The sequence below is a fragment of the Mesorhizobium sp. M0968 genome (assembly GCF_040319065.1).
Taxonomy (GTDB): domain Bacteria; phylum Pseudomonadota; class Alphaproteobacteria; order Rhizobiales; family Rhizobiaceae; genus Mesorhizobium.
On record NZ_JAMYNL010000006.1, the window covers coordinates 168,359 to 191,136 of the forward strand.

Annotated in this window: 19 protein-coding genes; 8 read left to right on the forward strand and 11 right to left on the reverse strand. The window is 65.3% G+C overall.

Annotated features, from left to right (window positions below; all coding sequences use genetic code 11):
- Nucleotide 1: 1 nt before the first annotated feature.
- Entirely contained in the window at nt 2-2,800 is a 2,799-nt protein-coding gene (locus NKH67_RS13410) for a [protein-PII] uridylyltransferase (protein WP_353012051.1), read from the reverse strand.
- A gap of 226 nt (nt 2,801-3,026) precedes the next feature.
- Between NKH67_RS13410 and NKH67_RS13415 the strand changes: the two genes are divergently transcribed.
- The 3 genes from NKH67_RS13415 (at nt 3,027) to NKH67_RS13425 (ending at nt 6,916) form a co-directional block, all read left to right on the forward strand.
- Nucleotides 3,027-5,531 (forward strand): heavy metal translocating P-type ATPase, encoded by a 2,505-nt coding sequence (locus NKH67_RS13415; protein WP_353031103.1) that lies wholly within the window; start codon nt 3,027-3,029, stop codon nt 5,529-5,531.
- Nucleotides 5,532-5,574: 43 nt separating this feature from the next.
- Nucleotides 5,575-5,961: a CopM family metallochaperone gene (gene copM / locus NKH67_RS13420; RefSeq protein ID WP_353012057.1), complete on the forward strand. Its 387-nt coding sequence runs from the start codon at nt 5,575-5,577 to the stop codon at nt 5,959-5,961.
- Between the two features lie 109 nt (nt 5,962-6,070).
- On the forward strand, nt 6,071-6,916 hold the full coding sequence (locus NKH67_RS13425; protein WP_353031105.1) for an aldo/keto reductase: 846 nt from the start codon (nt 6,071-6,073) through the stop codon (nt 6,914-6,916).
- 111 nt (nt 6,917-7,027) lie between these two features.
- On the opposite strand, the gene mutS is transcribed toward NKH67_RS13425, so the two are convergent.
- Nucleotides 7,028-9,718, reverse strand: a complete 2,691-nt coding sequence (gene mutS / locus NKH67_RS13430; protein WP_353031199.1) for a DNA mismatch repair protein MutS — start codon at nt 9,716-9,718, stop codon at nt 7,028-7,030.
- A gap of 203 nt (nt 9,719-9,921) precedes the next feature.
- Here mutS and NKH67_RS13435 point away from each other — a divergent pair, with 203 nt between their 5' ends.
- On the forward strand, nt 9,922-12,201 hold the full coding sequence (locus NKH67_RS13435; RefSeq protein ID WP_352448507.1) for an NADP-dependent malic enzyme: 2,280 nt from the start codon (nt 9,922-9,924) through the stop codon (nt 12,199-12,201).
- 184 nt (nt 12,202-12,385) lie between these two features.
- On the opposite strand, the gene NKH67_RS13440 is transcribed toward NKH67_RS13435, so the two are convergent.
- Nucleotides 12,386-13,378, reverse strand: a complete 993-nt coding sequence (locus NKH67_RS13440) for an adenosine kinase (RefSeq protein WP_352458263.1) — start codon at nt 13,376-13,378, stop codon at nt 12,386-12,388.
- 212 nt (nt 13,379-13,590) lie between these two features.
- On the opposite strand from NKH67_RS13440, the gene NKH67_RS13445 reads away from it, so the two are divergent.
- Complete coding sequence (locus NKH67_RS13445) at nt 13,591-14,352, forward strand: sulfate transporter family protein (protein WP_353031107.1); 762 nt, start codon at nt 13,591-13,593, stop codon at nt 14,350-14,352.
- Here NKH67_RS13445 and NKH67_RS13450 read toward each other — a convergent pair.
- The 4 genes from NKH67_RS13450 to NKH67_RS13465 form a co-directional block, all read right to left on the reverse strand.
- Nucleotides 14,283-15,281 carry a proline racemase family protein gene (locus tag NKH67_RS13450; protein ID WP_353031109.1) on the reverse strand — a complete coding sequence of 333 codons (999 nt, stop codon included), beginning with the start codon at nt 15,279-15,281 and terminating at the stop codon, nt 14,283-14,285. The genes NKH67_RS13445 and NKH67_RS13450 overlap by 70 nt on opposite strands.
- 14 nt (nt 15,282-15,295) lie before the next feature.
- Nucleotides 15,296-16,099, reverse strand: a complete 804-nt coding sequence (locus tag NKH67_RS13455) for an isocitrate lyase/PEP mutase family protein (RefSeq protein WP_353031111.1) — start codon at nt 16,097-16,099, stop codon at nt 15,296-15,298.
- Nucleotides 16,100-16,176: 77 nt separating this feature from the next.
- Nucleotides 16,177-17,034, reverse strand: coding sequence for a hypothetical protein (locus NKH67_RS13460; protein ID WP_353031113.1), 858 nt, complete (start codon nt 17,032-17,034; stop codon nt 16,177-16,179).
- Between the two features lie 77 nt (nt 17,035-17,111).
- Nucleotides 17,112-17,462 (reverse strand): SRPBCC family protein, encoded by a 351-nt coding sequence (locus NKH67_RS13465; protein ID WP_353031115.1) that lies wholly within the window; start codon nt 17,460-17,462, stop codon nt 17,112-17,114.
- Nucleotides 17,463-17,473: 11 nt separating this feature from the next.
- Here NKH67_RS13465 and NKH67_RS34155 point away from each other — a divergent pair, with 11 nt between their 5' ends.
- Nucleotides 17,474-18,004, forward strand: a complete 531-nt coding sequence (locus tag NKH67_RS34155; protein WP_502893748.1) for a TetR/AcrR family transcriptional regulator — start codon at nt 17,474-17,476, stop codon at nt 18,002-18,004.
- Between the two features lie 33 nt (nt 18,005-18,037).
- Here the strand turns inward: NKH67_RS34155 and NKH67_RS13480 are convergent, their stop codons facing one another.
- The 3 genes from NKH67_RS13480 to NKH67_RS13490 all read right to left on the reverse strand — a co-directional run bounded on the left by NKH67_RS13480 (nt 18,038) and on the right by NKH67_RS13490 (nt 19,734).
- Nucleotides 18,038-18,694, reverse strand: coding sequence for an HAD family hydrolase (locus NKH67_RS13480; protein ID WP_352458656.1), 657 nt, complete (start codon nt 18,692-18,694; stop codon nt 18,038-18,040).
- The gene (gene dut, locus NKH67_RS13485; RefSeq protein ID WP_352448498.1) at nt 18,694-19,179 is read right to left on the reverse strand and encodes a dUTP diphosphatase; all 486 of its coding nucleotides are present in this window, start codon (nt 19,177-19,179) and stop codon (nt 18,694-18,696) included. Before dut ends, NKH67_RS13480 begins: the two co-directional genes overlap by 1 nt.
- 84 nt (nt 19,180-19,263) lie before the next feature.
- Nucleotides 19,264-19,734 (reverse strand): Lrp/AsnC family transcriptional regulator, encoded by a 471-nt coding sequence (locus NKH67_RS13490; protein WP_023676368.1) that lies wholly within the window; start codon nt 19,732-19,734, stop codon nt 19,264-19,266.
- A gap of 115 nt (nt 19,735-19,849) precedes the next feature.
- Here NKH67_RS13490 and NKH67_RS13495 point away from each other — a divergent pair, with 115 nt between their 5' ends.
- Together NKH67_RS13495 and NKH67_RS13500 are read left to right on the forward strand one after the other, a co-directional pair.
- Nucleotides 19,850-20,065 carry a DUF6356 family protein gene (locus tag NKH67_RS13495; RefSeq protein WP_352469961.1) on the forward strand — a complete coding sequence of 72 codons (216 nt, stop codon included), beginning with the start codon at nt 19,850-19,852 and terminating at the stop codon, nt 20,063-20,065.
- A 170-nt stretch (nt 20,066-20,235) separates the two neighbouring features.
- Nucleotides 20,236-21,609 carry an amidase gene (locus NKH67_RS13500; protein ID WP_353031119.1) on the forward strand — a complete coding sequence of 458 codons (1,374 nt, stop codon included), beginning with the start codon at nt 20,236-20,238 and terminating at the stop codon, nt 21,607-21,609.
- Here NKH67_RS13500 and NKH67_RS13505 read toward each other — a convergent pair.
- Nucleotides 21,603-22,679: an NAD(P)/FAD-dependent oxidoreductase gene (locus tag NKH67_RS13505; RefSeq protein WP_352540433.1), complete on the reverse strand. Its 1,077-nt coding sequence runs from the start codon at nt 22,677-22,679 to the stop codon at nt 21,603-21,605. The genes NKH67_RS13500 and NKH67_RS13505 overlap by 7 nt on opposite strands.
- Between the last annotated feature and the right edge of the window lie 99 nt (nt 22,680-22,778).

The window sequence follows — 22,778 nt, forward strand, 5'->3', positions numbered from 1 at the left end:
GTCACTCGGCGGCCGTTTTGGTCTTGCCGCGCTCGGACGCCGTGCCCTCGAGCACCGCGATCAGCCTGTTGCGGATGGTCGCGGTGCGCGACGGGCTGTCGATCTTCTGGCCGGTGAGATCGGTGACGTAGAACGTGTCGATGACTTTTTCGCCGAAGGTGGTGATGTGGGCCGAGGCGATGTCGAGCGACAGGTCCGACAACATGCCGGTGATCTCCGACAGAAGGCCCGGCCTGTCCAGCCCCTCGACCTCGATCACCGAGAAACGGTTCGACAGCGTGTTGCGGATCTCGGCGCGTGGCGGAATACGGAAAACCTTGGCGCCGCGCCGCGGCTTGGTGCGCTTCTCGATCATTTCGGGCAGCCAGCTCTTGCCCGACAGCACGTCCTCGATCAGCCGGCCGACGCGCTCGGCACGGCGGCGCTCGTCCTCGTCGCGGTCGAACTCCCTCGAGATCAGGATGGTGTCGAGCGCGCGGCCGTCCGAGGTGGTGAAGATCTGCGCGTCGACGATGTTGCCGCCGGCCGCGGCACAGGCGCCGGCAATCACCGAGAGCAGGCGCGGATGGTCCTGCGCCAGCACGGTGATCTCGGTCACCGCCTCGAACTGGTGGGTTTTCACCATGGTGGCGAGCTTCTTGCCGGCGTGATCGGCCTCGCGGATGAATTCGGCATGGCGGAGCTGGTCGGGAAGATCGACCGCCAGCAGATAGTTCTCGTAGTGTTGGCCGACATAACGCTTGCGGGCCTTTTCCGGCCAGTCGGCAAGCGCCTCGGCCAGTTGTTCGCGCGCCGCCGCCGTCCGTTTGGCGCGCGACACCTCCGAAAACCCGCCGGTCAACAAAAGCTCGGTCTCATAGTAGAGCGTACGCAGCAACTGGCCCTTCCAGCCGTTCCAGACCCCAGGCCCGACGCCGCGGATATCGCAGACGGTAAGCACAAGCAGCATCTTCAGCCGTTCGACCGACTGCACGATGGCGGCAAAGTCCTCGATCGTCTTGCGGTCGTTGAGATCGCGGGTCTGCGCCGTCATCGACATAACGAGGTGGTTCTCGACCAGCCAGGCAACCGTTTCGGTATCGGCCGGCGACAGCCCCATATGCGGGCAGATGCGCCGGGCGATCCTGGCGCCGGCTTGCGAATGGTCCTCCGGCCTGCCCTTGGCGATGTCGTGCAGCAGCACGGCGACATAGAGCGCCTCGCGGCTCTTCTTCAGCCCCGGCATCAGCGAGTGGGCGAGTGGATGGATCTTTTCCCCGTCGCCGCGCTCGATCTCGGCCAGCACGCCGATGCAGCGGATGAGGTGCTCGTCCACGGTGTAGTGGTGGTACATCGAGAACTGCATCATGGCGACGATCTTGCCGAAATCCGGGATCAGCTTGGCAAGCAGTCCGGCCTCATTCATGCGCCGCAGATTGAGCTCGGCGTTGCGGTCCGAGGTCAAGATATCGAGGAACAGCCGGTTGGCCTCCTCGTCGCGCCTGAGCGCCTTGCCGACGAGGCCGAGAGAGCGGGTCAAAAGCTTCAGCGCATCGGGGTGAAATTCCAGGCCATGCTTGTCGGCAAACCAGAACAGCCTGAGCAGGTTGACCGGATCGCGCTCGAACACCTCGTCGTCGGCAATGTTGATGCGGTGGTTGTCGACGATGAAATCGGCCGTGCCGGCGAGCTTGCGCTTGCGCCGCGAAAAGGTGAGGAAGATACGGTTGAAGCCCGGCACATGCTTGGCCTGCTCTTCTTCCAGCGCGGCGCAGAAAATGCGGGTCAGGTCGCCGACATCCTTGGCGACGAGGAAGTAGTGCTTCATGAATCGCTCGACCGCCGACAGGCCGGGATGGGTGGTGTAGCCCAGCCGCTCGGCAATATCGCGCTGGATATCGAAATGCAGCCGCTCCTCGGCCTTGCCGGTGAGGAAATGCATGTGGCAGCGCACCGCCCATAGAAAATCCTCGGCCTTCTGGAATTCCCTGTATTCGGCGTCGGTGAAGACGCCCTTGTCGACCAGTTCCTCGCCGGTGCGCACGCGGTAAAAATATTTGGCGATCCAGAACAGCGTCTGCAGGTCGCGCAGGCCGCCCTTGCCGTCCTTGACGTTAGGTTCGACCAGGTAACGGCTCTCGCCGGCCTTGGCGTGGCGCTCGTCGCGTTCGGCGAGCTTGGCCTGGACATATTCGGGGCCGGTGGTGCGCACCACCTCGTGGTCGAAGCGCTGCAAAAGCTCGTCATAGAGCTTTTGCTCGCCCCACAGGAAGCGCGCCTCCAGGATCGAGGTGCGGATGGTGATGTCGGTGCGCGACAGCCTGAGGCACTCGTCGATGTTGCGCGTGGCGTGGCCGACCTTCAGCCCCAGATCCCACAGCATGTAGAGCATGTATTCGACGATCTGCTCGCCCCACGGCGTCTGCTTGTAGGGCAGCAGGAACAGCAGATCGATGTCGGACCCGGGCGCCAGCGTGCCGCGGCCATAGCCGCCGACGGCCACGACCGCCATGCGCTCGGCCGAAGACGGGTTTTTGACGCGATAGACATGGGTGGCGGCGAAATCGTAGAGCGCGCGGATGATCTCATCCATCAGATGCGACAGCCGGGCGGCGCAGGCGGTGCCGCTGCCATCGTCCATCAGCATGCGTTCGGCGACCGTGCGGCCGTCGGCGAGCCGGCTTTTGAGAAGCTTGAGGACGCCGCTGCGCGCGGCCTTGCCGGAGCCGTCGCCTGCCGTGGCCGCGGTCAGTTCGGTCATCTCGCGGCGCAAGGCTTCGCCGTCGATCAGTTCCTCGAGCTTCAGGGATATTCTTGCCATAAATGCCGTTCGGCCTCGCCGTTTCGGCGGCGTCTATAGCGCGTTTTCGCGGCGCTGGGTATGGGGCGGACGGACGCGTTCTCCGCAGCCGCCGACAGGAGGATCATCTCGCGCCCGCGGCCGGTTCGGTTAGCGCCTGGCCACGAAAAATCGAAATCGGCCCTTGACCTTCCAGTTACTGGAAGCACTACCTCCGCCGCAACATCGAAATACAGGGGCTTTCGGCATGACGCATTCCGATCACCATCATCACGCCCATGGCAGCTGCTGCTCGGCAAAAGGCGCCCCCTCTGCTGCGGACGCCGTCATCCGCGATCCGGTCTGCGGCATGACCGTCGATCCGGCTGCCGGCAAGCCGACGGCCGAGCATGACGGCCGTCGCTATCATTTCTGCAGCGAGAGCTGCCGCGCGAAATTCGTCGCCGAGCCGGAAAAATACCTGACCGCTACCGATCCCGTCTGCGGCATGAGCGTCGATCGCGCCACGGCCAAGCACTTTTTGCGGCACGAGGGCCGGGGCTTCTATTTCTGCTCGGCCGCTTGCCAGGCGAAGTTCGAGGCCGAGCCGGCAAAATATCTCGGCGACAGGCCGGCGCCGCAGCCGATGCCCAAGGGCACGCAATACACCTGCCCGATGCATCCCGAAATCATCCGCGACAAGCCCGGCTCCTGCCCGATCTGCGGCATGGCGCTGGAACCGATGGGCGTGCCGACCGGCGACGAGGGGCCTAACCCGGAACTGGTCGACTTCACCAGGCGCTTTTGGGTGAGCGCGGTGCTGTCCGTGCCGTTGCTGCTCATCGCCATGGCGCCGATGCTCGGCCTGACGTTTCAGGCCTTCATCGACGACCGCGCGAAGGTCTGGCTGGAGCTGGCGCTGGCCAGCCCGGTGGTGCTGTGGGCGGCATTCCCGTTCTTCCACCGCGGCTGGGACTCGGTCCTCAACCGCAGCCCCAACATGTGGACGCTGATTTCGCTCGGCGTCGGTGCCGCCTATCTCTACAGCGTCGTCGCCACGCTGTTTCCAGGCCTCTTTCCGCACCAGTTCCGCGGCCATGACGGCACCGTACCGGTCTATTTCGAGGCGGCGGCGGTAATCGTCGCGCTGGTGTTCCTCGGCCAGGTGCTGGAATTGCGTGCCCGCGAGAAAACCGGTTCGGCGATCCGTGCGCTGCTCGACCTGGCGCCGAAGACGGCGCGGCTGATCAGCGTGGACGGATCCGAGAACGACGTGCCGCTCGACACGGTCAAGGCCGGCGACCGCTTGCGCATCCGCCCCGGCGACGCCGTGCCGGTCGACGGCATTGTGCTCGCAGGGCGCTCGTCCATCGACGAATCGATGATCACAGGCGAGCCGCTGCCGGTCGAAAAGACCGAAGGCGACAACCTCACCGGCGGCACGCTCAACAAGAACGGCTCGCTGATCATGCGCGCCGAAAAGATTGGCGCCGAGACGACTCTGGCGCGCATCGTCGAGCTTGTCGCCAAGGCGCAGCGTTCACGCGCGCCGATCCAGGGGTTGGCCGACCGCGTCTCGTTCTACTTCGTCCCGGCCGTCGTTCTGGTTGCGATCATTGCGTTCGTCGCCTGGGCGATCGTCGGACCGGAACCCAGCCTGGTGTTTGCCATCGTCTCGGCGGTCTCGGTGCTGATCATCGCCTGTCCGTGCGCGCTCGGCCTTGCCACGCCCATGTCGATCATGACCGCCACCGGGCGCGGCGCGCATGCCGGAGTGCTGATCAAGGAAGCGGCGGCGCTCGAGCGCTTTGCCTCGGTCGACACGCTGATCGTCGACAAGACGGGAACGCTGACCGAAGGCCGGCCGCGGCTGACCGACGTCGTCGCTTTCGAAGGGATGGCGCAAGACGAGCTGCTGGCGCTCGCCGCCGGGCTGGAAAAAGGCTCGGAGCATCCGCTGGCCGAGGCGATCGTCGACGGCGCCCGCGAACGCGGCGTGAATATCCCGGACGCCGGCGGTTTCGAGGCCGTCACCGGCAAGGGTGTTTCCGGCACGGTTTCGGGACAGAAGGTGGCGCTCGGCAATGCCGCGATGATGGCCGATCTCGGCATCGACAGCACACCGGTCCAGGCCAGCGCCGAGGCGCTGCAGGCCGACGGCAAGACCGCGATGTTCGTCGCTGTCGCAGGCATGCTCGCCGGCCTCGTCGCCGTTGCCGACCCGATCAAGGCGACCACCGCCGAGGCGATCAAGGCGCTGCATGACAGCGGGCTGAAGATCGTCATGGCGACCGGCGACAACGAGCGCACCGCCAAGGCCATCGCAGCCAAGCTCGGCATCGACGCGGTGCGTGCCGGACTTTTGCCCCAACAGAAGAACGCGCTGGTCGAGGAATTGCGCGCCGGCGGTGCCGGCGTCGCCATGGCCGGCGACGGCGTCAACGATGCGCCAGCACTGGCCGCCGCCGATGTCGGCATCGCCATGGGCACAGGCGCCGATGTTGCGGTCGAGAGTGCAGGGATCACGCTGGTCAAGGGCGATCTCAACGGCATCGTCCGAGCCCGCACGCTTGCCCAGGGCACGATCCGCAACATCCGCCAGAACCTGTTTTTCGCTTTCCTCTACAACGTGCTTGGCGTGCCGGTCGCCGCCGGCGTGCTCTATCCGCTCACCGGCACGCTGTTGTCGCCGATGATTGCGGCGGCGGCGATGAGCCTATCGTCGGTTTCGGTGATCTCCAACGCGTTGCGGCTCAGAACGTTGAAACTCTGAGTCGACTGCCCAGATAGACCCTGTTCAAAAAAGGAGACGATGAATGACCTTGGCCAAGAAGATCGTGCTGCTGATGATGGCGGCGGGAATGCTGCTTGCCGTTTTCCTCGAAAGCGTTCCGGCGCAAGCCGAGGAGATGAAACACGACATGGGCGCGATGGGCGCGCAGGGCCCTTCGACCGAAGGCTACAAGGCGGCGATGGACAAGATGCACGTCGACATGATGGCGATCGAATATTCCGGCAATGCCGACGTCGATTTCGCCCGCGGCATGATCCCGCATCACCAAGCGGCCATCGACATGGCCAAGATCGAGCTCGCCAATGGCAAGGATCCGGAAATCCGCAAGCTGGCCGAAGCAGTGATCGCCGCGCAGCAGGCCGAGATCAAGCAGATGCAGGACTGGCTCGCCGCCCATCCGGTGAAGTAGGCGTCACGCTGCCGGGGAATCCGGGCGAGAGGCCTCACCTGGATTTCTGCTTCACCTGGATTTGCCTTGGCGACTGTGGTGCTATCCGGGCCTCGGACTGGAGCATGCCATGCCATCGACGATAAGAACGACCACCCTGCCCTGCGGCGAAGCCGTGCCGGTGCTCGGCCAGGGCACCTGGAAGATGGGCGAAGACGGCCGCCGCCGTGGCGACGAGGCCAATGCCTTGAAGCTCGGGCTGGATCTCGGCATGACGCTGATCGACACCGCCGAAATGTATGCCAGCGGCGGCGCCGAGGAGGTGGTGGCGGAGGCCATCGCCGGTCGCCGCGACGAGGTTTTCCTGGTCTCCAAAGTACTGCCGTCCAATGCCTCGCGCGCCGGCCTGAAACGGGCATGCGAGAACAGCCTGAGGCATCTCGCCACCGACCGCATCGATCTCTATCTCTTGCATTGGCCGGGCAGCGTTCCTTTGATGGAAACGGTAGAGGCGTTCGAAGCGTTGAAGGCGGCCGGCAAGATCCGCCATTGGGGCGTCAGCAATTTCGATACCGATGAGATGGAAGAGCTGGTTCGGTTGCCGGCCGGCGGCAACGTCCAGACCAACCAGGTGCTCTACAATCTGTCGCAGCGCGGCGTCGAGTTCGACCTCGCCCCGTGGAGCCGGCAACGCGGCATGCCGCTGATGGCCTATTCGCCGGTCGATCAGGGGGTATTGGCGCGCAACGCCAGGTTAGATGCCATCGCCGCCCGCCACGGTGCGACGCCGGCGCAGATCGCGCTTGCCTGGGTGATGGCGCAGGAGGGCGTGATTGCCATTCCGAAGGCCAGCCGCCCGGAGCATATCCGGCAGAATGTCGCGGCGTTGGACATCGAGCTCACGAGCGAAGATTTCGCCGAAATTGACCGCGCCTTCCCACCACCGAGGCGGAAGTCCGGCTTGGCGATGATTTGAGGGGTGGGGCGGAAGGCAAGCCAAAGCAGCGTTCCGTCACACCCCCCTCTGTCCTGCCGGACAGTCCGGCAGGACAGAGGGGGGGTGCGGTAGAGCGCTATCGGACGAGCACTACTTCCCAGCCAGCCCCTTCAGCCGGTACAGCGCTTCCAGCGCTTCCCTTGGCGTCATCTCGTCGGGATTGATCTCCGCTAGCGCCGCGCCCAGCCCGTCACTCTTCGCCGGCTTCGACGCTTCCCGCTGCGCCGCCACGGAAAACAGCGGCAGGTCGTCGACCAGACGGTTGGCCTTGCCCGAGACCTCGCCTGCTTCAAGCTGGTGCAGCACTTCCTTGGCCCGGCCGACGACGGCCTCTGGCAGGCCGGCCAGCCGCGCTACCTGGACGCCGTAGGAACGGTCGGCCGCACCCTTGCCGACCTCGTGCAGGAAGACCACGTCGCCCTCCCATTCCTTGACCCGCATGGTGACGTTGGAGAGCCGCGGCAGTTTTCCGGCCAGCGCCGTCATCTCGTGGAAATGCGTGGCGAAGATCGCCCGGCAGCGGTTTTTCTCGTGCAGATATTCGACCGCCGCCCAGGCGATCGACAGGCCGTCGAAAGTGGCGGTGCCGCGGCCGATCTCATCGAGGATGACCAGTGCGCGCTCGCCGGCCTGGTTGAGGATCGCCGCCGTCTCGACCATCTCGACCATGAAGGTGGAGCGGCCGCGCGCCAGATCGTCGGAGGCGCCGACCCGCGAAAACAGCCGGTCGACGACGCCGATATGGGCTGATGCCGCCGGCACGAAGGAGCCGGTCTGGGCGAGGATGGCGATCAGCGCGTTTTGCCTGAGGAAGGTCGATTTGCCGCCCATATTGGGCCCGGTCAGCAGCCAGATCGCGCCGGCCTTGGCATCGCCTTGCGGCGACAGATCGCAATCATTGGCGACGAACGGGCCCTCGCCGGAACGCCGCAGCGCCTGTTCGACCACCGGATGACGTCCACCCGAAATCTCGAAGGCAAGGCTCGCATCGACCAGCGGCCGGCACCAGGCCTCGCTCTCGGAAAGCAAGGCAAGTGCGGCCGAAACGTCCAGCACGGCGAGCGCTTCGGCGCCGGCACGGATCGTGTCGGCCTGGCCGACCACTTCCGCCGTCAGCGCCTCGAAAGCGGCAAGCTCGATCGCCAGCGCCCGGTCGGCGGCGTTGGCGATCTTGGTTTCCAGTTCGGCGAGTTCCGTGGTGGTGAAGCGCATGGCGTTGGCCATGGTCTGGCGATGAATGAAGCGCGCCTTGGCGCCGTCGCTGCCGGTCATCAGCGCATGGTGGTTAGCGGTGACTTCGATATAATAGCCCAGCACATTGTTGTGCCTGATCTTCAGCGAGCGGATGCCGGTCTCGTCGATCAGCGAACGCTCCAGCCCGGCGATCACCTTTCGCGACTCGTCGCGCAGTGCCCGCATCTCGTCGAGTTCGGCGTGGTAGCCGCCGCGGACGAAGCCGCCGTCGCGCCTGAGCAACGGCAGCTCGTCGCTGAGCGCCTGTGCCAGATGCGTCGCCAGTTCACTGGGCAGTGCCTTGATGGCTCCCAACGCCGCGGCCAGTTCGCCCGGCAAGGCGGTTTGGCCGAACAGTTCGGCGATGGCGCCGGCCGCTTCGAAACCGGCGCGCAGCGCGCCGAGGTCGCGCGGGCCGCCGCGGTTGAGCGCCAGCCTGGACAGCGCGCGCGGCATATCGGCGACGCTCTTCAGGCTTGCCCGCACCGCCTGGCAAAGGCGCGTCTCGGAGCGGAAGAACGACACCGAGTCCAGCCTTGCAGCGATTGCCGCCGGATCGGTCAGCGGCGCCATCAAGCGGTCGGCAAGCAGCCTTGCACCGCCGCCGGTCACCGTGCGGTCGATCGCCTTGAACAGCGATCCGTCGCGGCTGCCGGACAGCGTGCGCAGCAGCTCCAGATTGGCGCGCGTCGCCGGGTCGATGAACAGCGTCGAACCCTGCTCCTCGCGTTCCGGCCGCGACAGCGGTGGCCGTTCGGCCTTCTGCGTCTTCTCGACATAGGCGATGACGCCTGAGATCGCCGACAGCTCGGCGCGCGAAAATGTGCCGAAACTATCCGGCGTCGCCACCTCGAAGAAGCGGGCGATGCGGCCGGCGGCCGAAGCCGAATCGAACAGCGACGGCGGCTGCGGGCTGGCGACGCGTCCAAGCACGTCGAACACCGGCTTCAGCTCCGGGTCGTAAAACACCGGTTCGGCGACGATCAGCTCACGCGGATCGACGCGGACGACATCGGCGAGCAGCCGGTCGGCGGTTGTCTCGGCGACGCGGAAGACACCGGTCGAGATCTCGATCCAGGCCAGGGCGAAACTTCCTTGGTTCCCTGTCGCGCTGCCGCGCTCCCCGCCTCTTGTATCGCTGCTGCCGCCCTTGACCCGTCCCAGCGCCATCAGAAAACTCGATTCCGACGGCGCCAGCAACTTGTCCTCGGTGATGGTGCCTGGGGTGACCAGCCGCACCACGTCGCGGCGCACCACCGATTTGCCGCCGCGCTTCTTCGCCTCGGCCGGATCCTCGATCTGCTCGCAGACGGCGACGCGGAACCCCTGGCCGATCAGCTTCTGCAGATAATCGTCGGCGGCATGCACCGGCACGCCGCACATCGGGATGTCGAGCCCCTGATGCTTGCCGCGCTTGGTCAGCACGATGCCGAGCGCCCGGCTTGCCTTCTCGGCGTCGTCGAAGAACAGCTCGTAGAAATCGCCCATGCGGTAGAACAGCAGCGAATCCGGGTTCGCCGCCTTGATCTCGATATACTGCTCCATCATCGGCGTCGCCGGCGCGAAGGCCGGCGTGGCGTTGTCGCTTCGAATGGGCGTCTCGTCGTTCAAGAAGCTGCTTCCAAAATTTTGCAAGCCATGCTTGGCGGTTTACAGCGGCGAAGTGTAGCCTTAATCCCGAACCTTCCACAAAAGAAAGCATGCGCACCCATCTCAAGCGGTGCCGTACGGGCGAGGAAACCGAAAGTACCATGGCCAAGAAAACCGAAAGCAACGGGCCCTCCGTCAGCGCCCAGGAGGCATTGGAATTCCATGCCATGGGCCGCCCCGGCAAGCTGGAGATCGTAGCCACAAAACCAATGGCGACGCAGCGCGATCTCAGCCTTGCCTATTCGCCGGGCGTCGCTGTGCCGGTTCTCGCCATCGCCGAGGACCCGAGCCGCGCCTTCGACTACACGGTTCGCGGCAACATGGTCGCCGTCATCTCCAACGGCACCGCCATCCTCGGCCTCGGCAATCTCGGCGCGCTGGCCTCGAAGCCGGTAATGGAAGGCAAGGCGGTGCTGTTCAAGCGCTTCGCCGATGTCGATTCCATCGACCTCGAGGTCGATACCGAGGATGCCGACGAATTCATCAACTGCGTGCGCTTTCTCGGCCCCTCCTTCGGCGGCATCAACCTCGAGGACATCAAGGCGCCGGAGTGCTTCATCATCGAGCAGCGGCTGCGCGAGCTGATGGACATCCCGGTCTTCCATGACGACCAGCACGGCACCGCCATCATCTCGGCCGCCGGCCTGATCAACGCGCTGGAAATCACCGGCCGCGACATGAAGACCACGAAAATGGTCTGCAACGGCGCCGGTGCTGCCGGCATCGCCTGCATCGAATTGATGAAGGCGATGGGCTTTGCGCCTGAGAATATCATCCTTTGCGACACCAAGGGCGTCGTCTTCCAGGGCCGCACCGAAGGCATGAACCAGTGGAAATCGGCGCACGCCGTGAAAACCGGCGCGCGCTCGCTGGCCGAGGCGCTGGACGGCGCCGACGTGTTCCTCGGCCTCTCGGCCAAAGGCACGCTGACCACCAAAATGGTGCAGTCGATGGCCAAGAACCCGATCATCTTCGCTATGGCCAATCCCGACCCCGAGATCACGCCGGAGGAAGTCGCCGAGATCCGCACCGACGCCATCATGGCGACGGGACGGTCCGACTATCCCAACCAGGTCAACAATGTGCTTGGCTTCCCCTACATCTTCCGCGGCGCGCTGGATGTGCGGGCGACCACCATCAACGACGACATGAAGATCGCCGCGGCCAAAGCGCTCGCCGAACTGGCGCGCCAGGACGTGCCCGACGACGTCGCCGCCGCCTATCAGGGCATGCGGCCGAAATTCGGCCCCAACTACATCATCCCGGTGCCGTTCGACCCGCGCCTGATCTCGGCCATTCCGATTGCGGTGGCCAAAGCGGCGATGGACTCGGGCGTCGCGCGCAAGCCGATCCTCGATCTCGACCGCTACGCGCAGGAGCTTTCCGCCCGCCGCGACCCGATCGCATCGACGCTGCAGCGCATCTACGACCGGGTGCGCCGCCAGCCCAAGCGCATCGTCTTTGCCGAGGGCGAGGAGGAGCAGGTGATGCGCGCCGCCGTCTCCTATGTGAACCAGCGACTCGGCACCGCCATCCTGCTCGGCCGCGACGACATCATCAAGGAAAACGCCAGGAACGCCGGCATCGACCTCGGCAAGCAAGGCATCGAGATCATCAATGCGCGGCTGTCGCGGCGCAACTCCGTCTACACCGACTATCTCTACGAGCGCATGCAGCGCAAAGGCTTCCTGTTCCGCGACTGCCAGCGGCTGATCAACAACGACCGCAACCATTTCGCCGCCTGCATGGTGGCGCTGGGCGATGCCGACGGCATCGTCACCGGCGTTACCCGTAACTATTCGACGGCGCTCGACGACATCCGCCGCGTCATCGACGCAAGGCCCGGCCATTGCGTCATCGGCGTGTCGATCGTGCTCGCGCGGGGTCGCACCGTCCTCGTTGCCGACACCGCGGTGCACGACATGCCGGATGCCGTCGAGATCGCCGACATCGCCGAGGAGGCCGCCGGTTTCGCCCGCCGCATGGGCTACGAGCCGAGGCTCGCCATGCTCGCCTATTCAACCTTCGGCCATCCGCAGGGCGAGCGCTCCGAGCGCGTCCAGGAAGCGGTGCGCATCCTCGACAAGCGCCGCGTCGATTTCGAGTATGACGGCGAGATGGCCGCTGACGTGGCGCTCAACGCCCGCGCCATGGCGCAATACCCGTTCATCAGGCTGACCGGCCCGGCCAATGTGCTGATCATGCCGGCCTTCCACTCGGCCTCGATCTCGACCAAGATGCTGCAGGAGCTCGGCGGCTCGACCGTCATCGGCCCGCTGCTGGTCGGCCTGAACAAGCCGGTCCAGATCGTCTCGCTCAATGCCAAGGATTCAGACATCGTCAACATGGCAGCGATTGCGGCGTATAGCGCGGGGGCTTGAGGAGCGGGGGCAGCAGCAGCGCCTCTCCCTTCTCCCCCTGTGGGAGAAGGTGGCCGAGCGAAGCTCGGTCGGATGAGGGGTGTTCCAGCTTGGCACCGGCAGCACTCCGTCCAGCACCCCTCAACCGTCTCGGCGCTGCGCGCCGATCCACCTTCTCCCACAGGGGGAGAAGGAAGAGATGCCGCTACAGAAGCCCCGCCTGCTCGGCCTCGCGGCGCAGATTCTGCCGTGGCCTTGGGCCGATCTGCTGGATGACCAGCCCGGCTGCCAGCGAGCCGAGATCGCCGCAATCCTTGAGGCTGCGGCCTTGCGTGTAGCCGTAGAGGAAGCCGGCAGCGTAGAGGTCGCCGGCGCCTGTGGTGTCGACCAGCTCGCGGATCCTGGTGGCATTGATGGTCACGGTCTCGTCGCCGCGCACGATCACCGAGCCCTTTTCCGAGCGGGTGACGGCGGCGATCTTGCAATCCTTGCGGATCTGGGCCAGTGCCTCGTCGAATGAAGCGGTCTGGTAGAGCGACTTGATCTCGTGGCTGTTGGCAAAGACGATGTCGACGGTGCCGGAGCGCATCAGATCGAGGAATTCGTCGCGGTAGCGGTCGACGCAGAACGAGTCCGACAATGTCATCGACACTTCGCGCCCGGCGGCGTGGGCGAGCTTAGCCGTCTGCCGGATCGCCTCCTTGGCGCGCGGCGGGTCCCACAGATAACCCTCGAAATAGGTGACCGCGGCGCCCGACGCCTTGTCGGCCTCGACGTCCTCCGGGCCGAGCTCGACGCAAGCGCCGAGATAGGTGTTCATCGAGCGCTCGCCGTCCGGCGTGACGAAGATCATCGAGCGCGCCGTCGGCGGTTCGCCGTTAAGCGGCCTGGTGTCGAAGGCGACGCCCTGGGCATGGATGTCATGCGCGTAGATTTCGCCGAGTGCGTCGTTGGAGACCTTGCCGAAGAAAGCGGCGCGGCCGCCGAAGGAGGCGACGCCCGCCGCGGTGTTGCCGGCGCTGCCGCCCGAGGCTTCAATGGCCGGGCCCATGCGGCTGTAGAGCAGTTCGGCGCGCCTCGTGTCGATCAAATTCATCGCGCCCTTGATGATGCCGTTGGTCTCCAGGAACGCCTCGTCGCACTGGGCGATGATGTCGACGATGGCATTCCCGATACAAAGCACGTCATAGTCCGGCATCAATTCATGTCTCCGCCAAAAACCCACCGGCTTTCTGCCACGCCGGGCGCGGGCGGGTCTAGCGGTTTGATGCGGCTTTGCCTAGGCCGCGAGTTATAAATCCGGGCAGAACGCAGATGCTTCGTATCGCGGTTTGCGCTTGTCTCGCGACCTGTCTCCGCCTATCCCGAAATATCGCCCATGGCCTCGTTTGACATGGAATTGGAAACGCCGTGATCCTCGACGCCGCCCGTGCCGCCTTGAGCCGGCTGTTCTCACCCGAATTCCGTTCCGTGTTCCTGAAGACGCTGGCGCCGACCTTGCTGGCGCTGGCGGCGCTTTGGTTCGGGATCAAGAGCCTGTTCGAATGGCTGGCCTGGCCGTGGATCGATGCATGGCTGCCCGCCCTACCCTCCTGGGCCGGTTGGCTGGGCGCCGTCGTCGTCGGCATCGGCCTTGCGCTGGGCTTGGCGCTGCTCATCGCGCCGGTGACGGCGATCATCGCCGGCCTGTTCCTCGACGACGTCGCCGAAGTGGTCGAGCGCACGGATTATCCAAACGACCCGCCCGGCCGCGCCGTGCCGCCGTTGCGCTCGCTGGTGCTGGCGATCCGCTTCTTCGGCGTCGTCATCCTCGGCAATATCGTCGCCCTGCTGCTGCTGCTGGTGCCGGGCATCAACATCGCCGCCTTCTTCGTCGTTAACGGCTATCTGCTCGGGCGCGAGTTCTTCGAATTCGCCGCCATGCGCTTTCGCCCGGAGGCCGAGGCCAAGGCGCTGCGCAGAAAGCACTCGATCACCGTGTTCCTGGCCGGGCTGGTGGTCGCCGCTTTCCTCGCCGTGCCGCTGCTCAACCTTCTGACGCCACTGTTCGCCGCCGCCATGATGGTGCATCTGCACAAGGCGATCTCGGCACGGGAAGGGAGCTATCTCAGCAGAAAACCCCTGCCCAGTTCGTCGTCGTCCTCGACGATGAATTCGGCCCGCCCTGAGTAATAGGCGCGGCCGCCGACGCGGGCGATGATGGCATCATGCGGCCCGGCTGTGGCCGTGCGTACGACCGCGCCGGAAAAGCGCGAGCCGGCAATGCTCTCGAACAGCCGCGCCCGGCCAATCTCGATTTGCCCCTTGGCGTGCATGGCCGCCAGCCGCGCGGTGACGCCCGAGCCGGTCGGCGAACGGTCGACCTCGGCTTCAGCGAAAACGCAGATGTTTTTGGTCGGCGTATCGGAGAACGCATCCTGTCCGTCGGTCAGGATTGTGCCGTAGAGAAAGGCGAGATCGGCATGGTCGGGATGCGACAGCGGCAATTCGGCCTTCAGCTTATCAGTCAGCGCGGTCGCTGCATCGACGAAATCGCGCACCCGGTTCCTGCCAAATTCCAGCCCGAACTGGCGGCAGTCGGCCAGTGCATAGAAGGCGCCGCCATAGGCGATGTCGAAGCCGACCGGACCATAGCCCGGCAGCTCGATCCGCTGGTCGCCGACGAACAGAAACGCCGGCACGCTTTCGAAGGACACCGCGCCGGCCTTGCCATCCCTTACCTCGACTGCAGCCGAAATCAGCCCGCATGGCGCCTCGATATTGACGGTCGTCAGCGGCTCGCGTGGCGCCACCAGCCGCTCGTCGACCGCGTAGCGACCGAGCGCGACGATGGCGTGGCCGCACATCGTCGAATAGCCCTCATTGTGCATGAACAGCACCGCGAGGTCGGCGCCCGGCAGGTCGGGCTCGACCAGCAGTGCGCCATACATGTCGTAATGGCCGCGCGGCTCGAACATCAGGATCTTTCTGAGATGATCGAGATGGTCGCGCACATAGGCACGCTTTTCGAGGATCGTGCCCTTGGGAATATCGGGGTAGCCGCCGGTGACGATCCGCAGCGGCTCGCCGCCGGTGTGCATGTCCACGACCGTGAGGGTCATTTGCCGGACCCGACCTAGGCGGAAGGTTTGGCAAACAGCGCCTGCAGCTTGCCGAACGGCATGGCGGCGCGGGTGAAGCCGAAGGTGCCATCCTGCTGGATCTCGCGCGCCGCGGTCTCCAGCATGCCGAAGGCGAAATTGGTCAGCCATGGGCCGAGCGAGACGCGCTTTACCCCCGCCATGGCCAGGTCGGCGATGGTGAAGCCGGGCCTGGCCATGACGTTGACCGGCTTGGTCAGCGCCGAGCAGACGGTTCGCACCATCTCGATGTCGCCCAGCCCCGGTGCATAGAGCACGTCGGCGCCGGCCTTCTCGAAGGCCTGCAGCCGCTTGATCGTATCGTCGAGGTCGGGCTTGCCCCACAGGAAATTCTCGGCCCGCGCGGTGAAGACGAAATCGCGTTTCAGTGCCCGTCCCGCTTCCGCCGCCGCCGCGACGCGCTCGACGGCATGCGCGAAATCATAGATCGGCTTGTCGGGCTCGCCGGTATGGTCCTCGATCGAGCAGCCGGCGAGGCCAGCCGCCTCGGCGGCGAAGATGGTCTCGCCGGCACTTGTTGCGCTGTCGCCCTTGCCCTTTTCGAGATCGGCCGAAACCGGCAGCCCGGTCGCCGCCGACACTTCACGGCAATGATGGATCATCGCCTCGAACGTCACCGCGCCATCGGGCAGGCCGCGCGAAAAGGCAAAGCCGGCGCTGGTCGTGGCCAGCGCCTTGAAGCCGAACGAGGCCAAGAGCTTGGTCGTGCCGACGTCCCAGGAATTGGCCATGACGAAGATCGAGGCATGCAGGTCGCGAAAAATCTTGCCCTTGTCCATGGATGCTCCCCTCCAGTGCAGAATGTGAGGCAAATTCTAGCCCGGCGGAAGGCGCCGGGCAAACAAATGCGGTTGGCTCAGAAGCGTTTGGCGTTGTCATCTGCCAATCGATCCAGCGCGTCGGAATCCTTGACGTAGCGCGAAGCATTTTTGTCCCAATGATAGGTGACGGAGATGTCGCGCGAAGACGCCTGTGGCGGCGGCTGGCCGTCGCAGCTTTCTTCTCCCGGCAGCGTCGCGTCGGTCACCGTGACCTTGATGGCTGCATAGGGCTGGCCGTCGGCGATCACCTGGAACGCCGCATTCTGTGTCCTCCTATGAGTGCAGAGGTTTTCGTCGAACGTATAGATCATGTCGATCAGCTCGAACCTGTCGTTGCGGACCATGATCAGCGGCGTGATCCCATAGCCCTGGCTCGAATTGAAATGCATGCTCATGCTGATGATGGCGTCATCGCCGGGCCCGATCGACAGCTTGCCCGGATCGCGAAAGTAGGTGCTGCGGTCGACGGCGACATTGACCGCGTCGAGCAAGGCCGGCTTGCCGGTGATGTCGTAGAGTGCCAGCACGGCATAACCCTCGGCGCTGTCAGGCGAGTCGCCGAGGTCGAGCAGCATCGCCAGCCGGTCCTTGCCGCCGGCCTTGATGCCGAGCACGTCGCCGCTGGAAAGACCCGACGTCGCCGGCGGCGAGCCGTCGTAGTCCGGTCCAGCGACGTGGCGCATCTCGATCGGCATCGAACCTCGGAAAAAACCGTCCTTGTCCGCGGTCAGATCGGGAATGACCATCCTGGCGAGATCGAGATAGGTAACATCGCCGTGGCCGGGGACGGCGCTGCCGAGCTCCGGGAAACTGACGGCCTCCGCGCTGGCCGTCGTCCAAAGACAGGGCAGCAGCAGGCAGGCAAAGATGAAACGAAGCAGGGAGAAGGTCATGCGCGCGCGCTCGTTATCTTGGGCGCGCGCAAGCTAGAGCATTTTGCGACCAAGAGGAAACACCTGGCGTTGCCTCACTATGTTGGCTTGGCTTGGCTCGCCAGGGTCTGCTGAAAAACCGGCACCAGCTGATCCATGGCGGCTGCGAGCCACGCGCCGAGCTCGTCGGGCAGAGTGTCGTGGATCCAGACCAGGCGGCTCCGGCCCTCGCCCTCGGCAAAGACCTGCATGAAGGTATTATCGTGGGTGACCTCGTCGCCGAGCCATCCCCACACGATCCGCCGGCTCTGCTCGTCGCGGGCGATGAGCCGCTCTCGCACAATCTTGCCGTCGGCGAAAGTAAGGGCCCGTACGTCGCCCTCATCCACCCGCCAGTCGACGAAAACGCCTGGGGCTATCCGTTGGGCGCCGCCGGCGAAGTCGCCCACCGTCCCGTCGCATCCTCGATACGGCGACCGCACTGTTTTCTCTGGAGGGGGTCCGTGCAGTCGGGATCGACCGCATCATCGCCGAGGCCGGCGTTGCCAAGGCGACGTTCTATCATCACTTCGCGGCCAAGGACGACCTCGTCCGCGCCTATATCGAGGAGCTCAGCAAGGGAGGACGGGCGGCAATCGCGAGCCTTGGCCGGCCACCTCGCCAGATGATCCTTGCCATAGTTGATCTCATCGCCGACGCGGCGGATCAGCCGGGCTACCGCGGCTGCCCGTTTCAGAACGCCGCTGCTGAATATCCGGACCCCAGCAGCCCGGTTCGCCAGGCGATCGATCAGCATCGTCACTGGAAGTGGGGCACCCTCAGGGACTTGCTGATCGCCGACGCAGATCCCGATCCGGACCGCACCGCGGACGCGCTAACGGTGGCGGCCGACGGCCTCCTTGTCGTCAGTCATCTCGACAGGCCGGCCAATCTGCGCAGTCTCATACGCGACACGGTCGACCGAGTACTTGGGGCGCCGCGCCCGGTCTGAGATCGGGCGCGCATGCAGGCTGCGCAAAGGCGATCAGTGGATCGGCACCAGCCCGGCCAGTTCACGCATGTCGTCGAACAGGATGCCGCCGGCTTCGATCAGCCCGTCGCGGTCGGAAAGCGGGTCGCCGTGGTAGGAATAGACGCGCATGCCGGCGGCGATGCCGGCTGCCGTGCCGGCGACGCTGTCCTCGATGACGATGCAGTCGGCGGGTGCGAAGCCCATCGTCGCTGCCGCATGCAGGAAGAGGTCGGGGAACGGCTTACCGCGCGAGACCATGGTCGAGCTGAACAGCGCATGCTCGAACAGCGGCAGCAGCCCGGTCTGACCGAGCGTGATGTGCATTTTCGATACCCGTGCCGACGAGGCGACGCAGGTGGCGATGCCGGCGGCGTGCACGGTTTCGATGAACTCGCGAACGTAGGGGATGGCCTCGACGCCATGCGCGAACAGGTCCGGCAGGCCGGCGTTCCAGCGCTCGACGAAATCGGCGCCGAGGCTGACGCCGGTCGCCTCGACTTCCTTCTGCACCGAGACCATGCTGCGGCCGGAGAAATTCTTCCGGCAATATTCGAAGCTGGCCGGAAAGCCGGCCGCGGTCAGCCATTCGGCGAGGCGCCGATTGGCCAGGTTCTCGGTGTCGACCAGAACCCCGTCGCAATCGAAGATGACGAGCTTGGGTATTTTCATCAGGCCGTGCCGGTCGATCCGAAGCCGCCCGAGCCGCGCGCCGTACCGCCAGCCAATGTGCGCTCCTCGACGGTCGCCTGCGTCACCGGGGCGAAGACGATCTGGGCGATCCGCATGCCCCGCGTCACCGCGAAATCCTCGTCGCCGAGATTGATCAGCAGCACCTTGACCTCGCCGCGATAGTCACTGTCGATGGTGCCCGGCGTGTTGAGGCAGGTGAGCCCGTGCTTGAAGGCGAGGCCCGAACGCGGCCGGACCTGGCCTTCGACGCCCTCCGGAATTTCCAGGACCAGCCCGGTCGGCACCAGCGCGCGCTTTCCCGGCAGGATCAAAAGCGGCCTGTCGTCCGGGACGGCGGCGCGCAGGTCCATGCCGGCGGCGCCCGAGCTTTCATAGGCCGGAAGCGGCAAGCCCTCGCCATGCGGCAGCCTGACGAAGCCGACAGCCGGACCGATGACGGAGGTGGGATAAAGTGCTGCGCGCATGAGGCTGATCCTATCGTCGCGAACGCCGGCTCAGTCAACTCGGCGGCAATGCTATCAACGGCTTTCTTTCAGTGCGGTTCCGCCTCAGCGCAGTTCCATCGGAACGACCGTGGTCTCCTTGATCTCCTCCATGACGAAGGAGGCCGAAACGTCGGATAGTGCCACCTTGGCGATCAGCCGTTGATAGAGCCGGTCATACGCCTTCACATCGGCGACGCGGGCGCGCAGGACATAGTCGAGATCGCCGGACATGCGGTAAGCGCCGGTGATCTCGGCAAAGCCGGTCACCGCCGCCCGGAATCTTTGCAGCCAGTCGGGATCGTGGTTGGAGGTGCGGATCAGGATGAACACCGAAAGGCCGAGCCCAAGCTTGTCGGCATCGACCAGCGCCACCCGGCCGGTGATGACGCCGTCCTCCTCCAGCCGCTTCACCCGGCGCCAGCAGGCATTGCGCGACAGCGATATTCTTGCCGAGAGCTGGTCGACGGACAGCGTGCCGTCGCGTTGCAGCTCGGCCAGCAATCTCCGGTCTATTTCGTCGATTTCCGGCGCCATGTGGGATGTTTGTCCCAAAATTCAGCCTTTCACAAGGACAATTTGAGACCGATGAACCGAACACCCATGCCAGTATACTCATCGCCGGCTCTTCATGCCGGCAGGAGGGATCGACATGACCGCACGGCTCGCAAGACTTTTCACCTCTCACCCGGCCGCGGTCGGCGAGAGTTATTTCGGCCATATGGCTTTCGCCGCATGGTTCTCGTCGCGATTGTTCATGGCGGCCTTTGCCGCGCTCGTTCATGCTTTCTTGCCGTTTCTGTTCGAGACCACGGCAAGCGGCATCATCCGTGAGCTCTATGAGCGGACGCACAACAGAGGACGGTAAGCCGCAGAGGTACCGAGCGCAGCGAGGCCGCTGGACAGCGCCGACCCTCAACAGGCCCCGCAGCGCAATCCCGATCAAGCGCCGCCATCGTCGAATGCCGAGCCAGGCTTGTATCCACGCGCCAATCCGCCATTTTGAGGATCGCGGCGCGATAGCCCGGAGCATTCACCATGGATATCGTCTTTTCCTCGACCACCAAACTGGCCGCGGCCATCCGCGACCGTACGGTTTCCGCAATAGAGGTGCTGGACGAGCATCTGGCGCAGATCGACAGGCACAATAAGGCGGTCAATGCCGTCGTAACCCTCGATCGGGACGGTGCGCGGCAACGCGCCGTCAAAGCCGACGACGCGCAGGCGCGCGGCGAGGCCCTTGGGCCGCTGCATGGCGTGCCGTTCACACTGAAAGACACGCATGAAACCGCCGGCATGAGAACCGCCGTCGGCTTCCCGGCCTTCGCCGACTATGCTCCGAGGGCAGACAGTCCGGTCGTTGCCCGGCTGAAGGCGGCAGGCGGCGTGCTGGTGGGCAAGACGAACGTGGCGACGATGCTCGGTGACTGGCAGTCTGACAATCCACTGTTCGGCCGCACCGGCAACCCCTGGAACCTCCAGCGCACCGCCGGCGGCTCCAGCGGCGGTGCGGCGGCGGCGCTCGGCACTGGTATGACGCCGTTCGAGGTCGGCACCGACATGCAGGATTCGATCCGGCTGCCGGCCGCCTTTTGTGGCGTCTACGGCCTCAAGCCGACCGAGCACCGCGTCTCGCTCGCCGGCGCCTTCCCCGACCCGGGCGGGGCGCCGCGCAGCGTGCGGCTGATGTCCTGCCTCGGACCGCTGGCGCGCAGCGTCGAGGACCTGGCACTGATCTACGGCCTCATTGCCGGGCCGGATGGAAGCGATACCGACCTTGCGCCGGTACCGGTCGAAACCATGCCGGAGCTGGATCTCAGAAATTTGCGCATTGCCGTCGCGCCGTCCTTTCCGGGCTTTCCGGTGGCCGGCGAGATCAGCGCGGCGGTCGAAAGTCTGGCAAAGGAGCTTCAGTCGGCAGGCGCCATCGTCGAGGATGCCAAATTGCCGGAGCTCGACCTGCACGACGACCTAGCACAAGGCGGTGCGCTGATCGGCATGATGCTGGAGGCGGCGCAGCCCAAACCACCGGAGAAGCCGACGCCGGTCTCGCGCTGGTTCGAGGCGCTCGCCCGCCGCGACCGCTCCATCCTGGCGTGGGAACGGTTCTTCGACGGCTGCGACGCCTTGCTGTGCCCGGTCGCCATGGCCACCGCCTTCCCGCATTGCGAGCCGGGAACGCCGATCGAGGTCGACGGCAAGACGCAAAGCTACTGGATGCTGCCGGCCTATGGCGCGGTGTTCAACTACAGCGGCCATCCGGCACTGTCGCTGCCCTGCGGACAGGACAGCAATGGCCTGCCCATCGGACTACAGCTTGTTGGCAAACGCTGGTCGGAGCGGTGCCTGCTCGGGATCGCCAGGGCAATCGAGCCGCTGGCCGGCGGCTTTCGCCGTCCGCCCGGCTATTGAGTAAACCGCGCCAGTCCGTAGGGATCAAGCAGCGGATCGCGCTCGCCGTCGAGGATTTCGCGGGCGGCGAACAGGGCGACGGCCGGCGCCAGCGTGATGCCGGAATGCATGACCGCAACATAGACGCCGCTCGTGCCTTCGGCGCGGCCTATGATCGGAAAGCCATCGACCGGCGTCGGCCGATAGCCAACGGTGTGGAAATCGAGTTCCAGCCCATCCGCGCCGCGCAGCATCGCCTTCATCGCCGCAAACAGGTCGCGGGCGGTGGCCGGGGCATCCATGCCGGGATCGGCGCCACCGAAATCCGAGCCGGCGATGACGCGGCCTTCCGCCGTCTGGCGCATATGCAGGCGGTCGCCGATCACCAGGCCGTTGAGCAGCTTTTCGTAGGGGCGCGAATGCACGATCAGGCCGGGCGGCGTTTCGATCGGCAGTTCTATCCCGGCTGTGGCAGCGATTGCCGGAGAGCCGGCTCCGGCCGCGATCACCACCTCGTCGGCAGCAATCCGCCCGCCGGATGTATCGACGCCGGCAATCCTGCCGTTGGCTTGCACCAGAGCGGTGACGGTCGTCCCGGCTACAATTCGCGCGCCGCGCCGTTCGGCGTCGGCCAGCAGTGCTTGCGTGGCGGCGACCGGCTCGGCAACGCCTTCCTCGGCGACATAAAGGGCGAAATCGGGAAGCTCGGTCAGATTGGGCTCGATGCGGGCCGCTCCGGCACGGTCGACACGCTCGATGCCGTAGCCCCATGCGGAGTGCTCGGCCGCATAGGCTTCGAGTTCGGGACGTGGCAGGTCCCAGCACAGGCCGCCGCACCATTGCAACGGGATGCCGGGCACCTCGTTCGCCAGTCGCGTCCATTCGGCCATCGATCGAGTCCGTAGTCGGAAGTAAGGCTGCGGATTACCCCAGCTGGCATTGATCCAGGCAAAGGAATTCGGTGTCGCGACGCCGCCGGCGCCGCTGCCGGCAACGACCGTCACCTTTGCTCCAGCCCTGGTCAGGTGCCAGGCGATGGAGGCGCCGATGATACCGGCGCCGATGACGATCACTTCTTTCGCAGCTGTCATGCTTCACTCCTCGTTCCAACGCCACCACTGCGATGCCATTGCCCGTGGGTTCTGCCAAGAGCGAGCCGTATCAAATGTGCCTCTTGACTTTAATACGTA

What these genes read in the sequence shown, in the direction of transcription:
- NKH67_RS13410 (WP_353012051.1), bottom strand. Translation starts at nt 2,800, where the DNA reads ATGGCAAGAATATCCCTGAAGCTCGAGGAACTGATCGACGGCGAAGCC.
- NKH67_RS13415 (WP_353031103.1), top strand. Translation starts at nt 3,027, where the DNA reads ATGACGCATTCCGATCACCATCATCACGCCCATGGCAGCTGCTGCTCG.
- copM (WP_353012057.1), top strand. Translation starts at nt 5,575, where the DNA reads ATGACCTTGGCCAAGAAGATCGTGCTGCTGATGATGGCGGCGGGAATG.
- NKH67_RS13425 (WP_353031105.1), top strand. Translation starts at nt 6,071, where the DNA reads ATGCCATCGACGATAAGAACGACCACCCTGCCCTGCGGCGAAGCCGTG.
- mutS (WP_353031199.1), bottom strand. Translation starts at nt 9,718, where the DNA reads ATGATGGAGCAGTATATCGAGATCAAGGCGGCGAACCCGGATTCGCTG.
- NKH67_RS13435 (WP_352448507.1), top strand. Translation starts at nt 9,922, where the DNA reads ATGGCCAAGAAAACCGAAAGCAACGGGCCCTCCGTCAGCGCCCAGGAG.
- NKH67_RS13440 (WP_352458263.1), bottom strand. Translation starts at nt 13,378, where the DNA reads ATGCCGGACTATGACGTGCTTTGTATCGGGAATGCCATCGTCGACATC.
- NKH67_RS13450 (WP_353031109.1), bottom strand. Translation starts at nt 15,281, where the DNA reads ATGACCCTCACGGTCGTGGACATGCACACCGGCGGCGAGCCGCTGCGG.
- NKH67_RS13455 (WP_353031111.1), bottom strand. Translation starts at nt 16,099, where the DNA reads ATGGACAAGGGCAAGATTTTTCGCGACCTGCATGCCTCGATCTTCGTC.
- NKH67_RS13460 (WP_353031113.1), bottom strand. Translation starts at nt 17,034, where the DNA reads ATGACCTTCTCCCTGCTTCGTTTCATCTTTGCCTGCCTGCTGCTGCCC.
- NKH67_RS13480 (WP_352458656.1), bottom strand. Translation starts at nt 18,694, where the DNA reads ATGAAAATACCCAAGCTCGTCATCTTCGATTGCGACGGGGTTCTGGTC.
- dut (WP_352448498.1), bottom strand. Translation starts at nt 19,179, where the DNA reads ATGCGCGCAGCACTTTATCCCACCTCCGTCATCGGTCCGGCTGTCGGC.
- NKH67_RS13490 (WP_023676368.1), bottom strand. Translation starts at nt 19,734, where the DNA reads ATGGCGCCGGAAATCGACGAAATAGACCGGAGATTGCTGGCCGAGCTG.
- NKH67_RS13495 (WP_352469961.1), top strand. Translation starts at nt 19,850, where the DNA reads ATGACCGCACGGCTCGCAAGACTTTTCACCTCTCACCCGGCCGCGGTC.
- NKH67_RS13500 (WP_353031119.1), top strand. Translation starts at nt 20,236, where the DNA reads ATGGATATCGTCTTTTCCTCGACCACCAAACTGGCCGCGGCCATCCGC.
- NKH67_RS13505 (WP_352540433.1), bottom strand. Translation starts at nt 22,679, where the DNA reads ATGACAGCTGCGAAAGAAGTGATCGTCATCGGCGCCGGTATCATCGGC.